This window comes from Accumulibacter sp., assembly GCF_031732815.1.
Lineage (GTDB): Bacteria > Pseudomonadota > Gammaproteobacteria > Burkholderiales > Rhodocyclaceae > Accumulibacter.
Window position 1 is genome coordinate 1 of record NZ_JAVMKF010000125.1, and the last position, 5161, is coordinate 5161.

2 protein-coding genes are annotated in these 5161 nt (G+C 67.1%); both read right to left on the minus strand.

Annotated features, from left to right (window positions below):
- Positions 1-1787 (minus strand): DUF1998 domain-containing protein (locus RKP46_RS08950; protein WP_311106327.1); only part of this gene is annotated, 1787 nt, incomplete at its 3' end.
- On the minus strand, positions 1784-5161 hold the full coding sequence (gene drmA, locus RKP46_RS08955) for a DISARM system helicase DrmA (protein ID WP_311106328.1): 3378 nt from the start codon (positions 5159-5161) through the stop codon (positions 1784-1786). The genes RKP46_RS08950 and drmA, both read right to left, overlap by 4 nt.

Sequence of the window (5161 nt, forward strand, 5' to 3'; positions counted from 1 at the left end):
CAGCTGGTCTCGGCGATCAGCAGGCAGCCGTGACAGGCGGCGCCGAGGAGTGCCCGTTCGTCGACGGCGCTGCCGGGCTCGTGATCGGCGCAGACGGGATCATTGGAGCAGATCGTGAGGCGTTCGAGCGCACGGTCCACGGTGCGAGCAAACGCATTTGCGCGCGCGACGAGGCCTCCGAGGGTCCCTTGCGCGCCGGTCGCTGCTGCGTAGATGAGGAGCCCATAGCGGGCTGCACAGCCTGAGGAAGCAGGAAATGCGTAGATGCGCTCCTTTAGCGAACTCGCTGGATATCCGCATTCGAGAGCAATTTCCGTGATCAGGGCATGTGCCAGGCTGTGCAAAAGGATGTACTGGCCGCCGGGGAAGCGCTGTTCTGCCGAGCCGGGGTACTTCCGCTGGTGCGCAAGAAATCCCTCATGCAGGACGGCAAGCCGTTGACCGACCGCCTCGCGGTCGAGCCAGCCGTCAACGGCCGCCGGATCGAAGGTAACGAAGATTCCCTCACCGAACTGCTCTATCGCCGGCAGCCAGTCGGCACTCTGAGCGATGGGAGCTCCGCGCACCGCCAGCTGGATATCCTCCAGTTCACTGTCCGCCGCCGTTGGCGCCGGCTCGAACCGGGTGAACCCGTAGAGACACATGACCTCCCGAAGCCTGTGCACGGCCACGACATCGCGTACGCCGTCGAGGTTGCGGGAGATGGGTTCGAACCAGTCGTCTCGTGACAGCGTTTCGGCGTAAAGCCGGGCGCCAGATTCGTTGACGCCGATCGTCTGGCGACCGCTCGCCAGAATGTCAAACTCCAACACTCTTGGATTGGTCGATGCGTCGAGCGCAACCCGATCTTTGACGACTTTCAGCCGCTCGAAGACGTCCGCATCGGAGTAGCCTTCTAGATCCATGCGCAAGGCGCTGTTGAAGCGGCGTGCTTGCCCGACATCAGCGGCGCTCTCGACGCTTGCAAGATCAGCGAGATGGCGCCTGACGATTACCACCAGCGCGTCCTCCTCCACGGGCAGCGAGATGACGCTGACCGTTTGCGGAAAGTAGGCATTGATCGCTGAACGCGTGAGAAGTCGCAGGTTCTCGGCGCACGGTTCGCAGGCGTCAGCAGAAAGCCATGGCTGGCGGCCTTGGCACTTTCCCAACCGGCCGGGTTTCGTGGCATCGCGCAGCGATAGCGTACGGTTGCAACCGCAAACGATCTCAAGATCGCTCAAGCTTGCGCTCGTCCCCTCTTCGATCAGCCACATCGGTTCCTGACACGGCTCCCCAGAGTGAAGAAGCCACCGCCAGTCGATATCCTGCAGGTGCCCCTCGACGCAGGCGCCGACGAAGCGCAGCGGCATGACGTCGTCCTTCTTGCCGTCTTCGTGCTGGTAGCGCCGGCGACCGCCTGCGGGATCAAGATCCTGCCACCGGACGAGTCTTCGCCCACGTCGCTCCTGTTCGCCAATCTTGGGCGCTTCGACCCGCTCGCAGACAAACCACGTTGGGAAGACAGTGACGTCCACGCCTGGAAGATCGCCGCTCCTCGCGCCCGCTGACAGCGGCGGTGTCAAGAGCCGTAGTGTCCGCCCCTCGTCAATCCGCCCCCGCTCGCGCAGCCAGTTCTCCAGGTAGCGGGCGAGCGACGGCTCATCGATCTGCGTATAGGTGTCCTTGGGAGCGAACCACCGATCGAGTCCACCAATCAGGACAGAGCGCGTCGGCAGGTCCACCATCGCACCCGGTCCGAAGGTGGTGATGAGTTGACTCTGGCGCTGAACGGGGCGCGTGCTCATAGAACATCCTCGGCCACAAACCGATTGCCGTAGGGATCCCGAACCCGCAAGACCACATTCGGTTCGACGTCCCGCATCGAGCGGGCGGCAACGAAACGCCGGTGGTTGTCCGGAAGGTTGGGCAGCGCCGGGTCGAGAGGGGCGTGCAGGAGCTGTTGGCCTTCGCGACGGTCGCCGTAGGCCACCCGCGGTTTGAGATCGCTGACAATGGCCTCCCAATCGTCGAGCAGGCCATCGACGTGACGGCGCAGCGCTTCGCGTCCGCCGACGACCGCTTCGTCCGGCGCTCGCGACGCGATCACGTCGACAACCTCCTGACGATAGCCGGGAATGTCGCGCAGCCGTTGAACCGCCCGCTCTGGCGTCAGTTCGGGACGGAGATGTCGAGCCACCGCTACCACCACCGCGGCGAGAGACCGGTCGAGGGCCCGAGCGGCCCAGGGCGTCACGCTCGTCGCCTCGACCGAACGGTAGAACGTGCGGTGGAACAGACGGAACGACTCGTAGTGTGTCCGGTCGCGTGGCTTGTGCACGTTCAACACCGTCACGACCAGGCCTGGCTTCTCCACCGCCCGGCCGACGCGGCTGGTCGCCTGGATGTACTCTGCTGCGGTCTTCGGCTGGCCCTGCACGACCATCAGGCCGAGCCGCTGGATGTCCAGGCCGACGGAGATCATGTTGGTGGCGAGCGCAACGTCGACGGGGTCGGTGGTTGCCCCCTGAAACGGCCTGTCCAGTCGGGCTTTTGCCGCGGCGACATCATCGGTGGAGACGCGAGAGGTGAGTTCGAGGGGGTCGCCGATCTGCCTGTCAACGAACGTTTGCTCTGGCGGGTCGAGCCGGCGCCGACTGGTGCCGTAGCGCCCAACGCGGTCTCGCACCTCATCCTCGACGATCCGGCGTGCACCGCCCAGCTCGCGCAGCGCGTTGAAGTAACAAAGCGCCGTCATATACGGATCGGCCGGGTTCGCGTCCGCCTCGGCGCCGCCGTTCGCAGCGTAAACCGCGTGCGCCGCCGCCATGAGCGTCGTCAGGCCGCGCAGGAAGACCAGCTTCGGTCCACGGCCCTGCGCCGCGAGACCGAGGTAGAGGCGCGCCGGGCTTTCGCTCGACGGCACGGTCCTGGCGAACCAGCTGTTGGCGCGCTCGATGCCGGGAGGCGGAAACACTTCGGTCGCGGCGCGATCGAACAGCGCGCGGATCTGTCCTTGCGCCCGGCGCACGGTGGCGGTCGAGGCGACGATCTTCGGCCGCACCCGACCGCCGTCGAACTTGCGCGTGCACAGCCGGTCGATAGCGGTCTCGTACAGGCCGACGACGGTGCCGAGCGGGCCCGAGATCAGGTGCAGTTCGTCCTGGATGATCAGATCCGGCGGATCGAGGACGTTGTCGTTGAACAGCGGTGTGCCATCCCTCGGTTCTGCGGCGCCGTAGAAACCATCGTCGTCATACCGGTCAACGTGGCCGAAGAAGGCCCCCGACGGGCCGATCCAGGGCAGACTTGCGAACTTGTCGACGGTCGCGATCAGGAACGCCGGCAGCCGGCGATAGATGACCTCGTCCACGGTCAGCATCGGCAGCGGCCGGTCGCGGGTGAAATCGCAGGCCGGGTTGGCACAGGTGATCGTCATGTTTTTCGGTGCGTGCTCGTTCGGCACGCAGGCGAACGATTGCGGCGAGAACGCTGTCCCGCACCACGGACACGCCTTCAGCGGTGCGGGTGCTTTTCTCTTGTCCTTGCGATAGCGGCGAACGCGGGTGACCGCGGTGTGATCGCCCGAGTTGCCCCGGCCACCCAGCAGGTTCGGCGATGCGTCCGAGCCGACCCAAAGGCCAATCTCGATCGGCCAGTCGCCCAGCATGCGCGCGCCGCTGGCAAGCACAAACTGCGGATCGGTGCGCATCAGCTCCAGGGCGCAGACAACGCCCGCGGCGCGCGAGAGCTGATCGAGGGTGAGCAGGCGAAGCGTGTAGCGCATGATGACGGTGACGCCGGCGCCAAGCACCCCGCCGGCAGACAACCGTCGCAGCGCGATGGCGAACGCGGCGAGGCCGAGATAGGCCTCGGTCTTGCCGCCGCCGGTCGGGAAGAACAGAAGGTCGACCACCTCGCGGTCGTCATGGTTCTTGTCGGCGAGCCCGGCGAGATTGAGCAGGATGAAGGCGAGCTGGAACGGCCGCCACCTCGGCGCCGCGATCGTCTCGGGCTCGACGCCTCGTTCGGCCGCGAACCGCCGCCGTGCCGCCCGGGCAACGGCGAGGTTCATGATGCGAAACGCGGTGCGCGTCTTGTCGTCGCCCTGCAGCAGCGCGATGCCTTCAGCCATGCGCGCTTGCGCCGTTTCCATCGCCGCGATCAGCCGTTCGGCTGTTTCGCGCCGGCGATCGGCGAGGCCGGTCAAGAGAGCCCGCTGCGAGACGATCCATGCGCCATATTGAGTGGGGAGATCGGAAAGCTTGCCTGCGAGCGTCGCGCCACCAGAAGCCGCCAGTTCGGCCAGCGCCTCCATGCCGAACTCGACATTGGCGATCTCTTCGTTCGGCGCGACCCGCTCGACTTCGGCTGTCGGCAGCGGATCGGTCCACACCCGGCGCACGCGGCCGTCGGCGCCCGGCGCGTCCCAGCCGGCCGAGGTGTTCCGCCCGACGGCGTATTCGGCCTCGCCACGATAGTGCAGGTCGGCGGTGCGCAGGTCATCGTCGTCCGATTGATAGCCGGAGAGGTCACGGCGTGGCACCAGGCCAGTGTCACAGATCACCTCGATCCGCGCCTGGAAGGCGAAGGCGACATCGGCGTAGCGGCGCCGTGCGGGCTTGCGGCGGTTGACGAGAAACACGCTGAGCGCGCGGGCGGTTCGCTGCGGCTCGCCCGGCTCCTTGAGGGTGAACAGCCGGGCGTGTGCCTGCAGCTCCAGCGCGCCGCCCGGCCGCACCTCCGCGGCGCTGTCGGGGACGAGGATCGGGTTCCCCTTTCCGCTCTTGGGCACTCTCAGGCGCACCGTGCGCTCCCGCGGCCGGCGAACCCAGTGCACGCGTGGCGCCTCGGCGTCCTCGGCCGTGAGCACGCTCGCCGGCAGCGGCGGTTCGGTGACGTAGTCGCCCCAGGTCAACCGCACGTCGACGGCCTCGACCGTGTCGGGCACCAGCACTGTCAAGCCGATGGACGACGGCAGGTAGCGGCGGCGGGTCGCCGGCGTTTCCGGCGGGTTGTCGTCATCGGCCGCCCCGGCGGCGACGGGACCGTCTGCGGCGACCTCGTCCGCCTCGGTCTCGGCGTCCTCCTGGCGGTCGGGATCGTCGTCTGCCGTGCCGGCGCTCTCCTCCAACGGTGCGATGAAGCCCGTGAGGTACCAAGACGACGGCGCCTCGGCCAA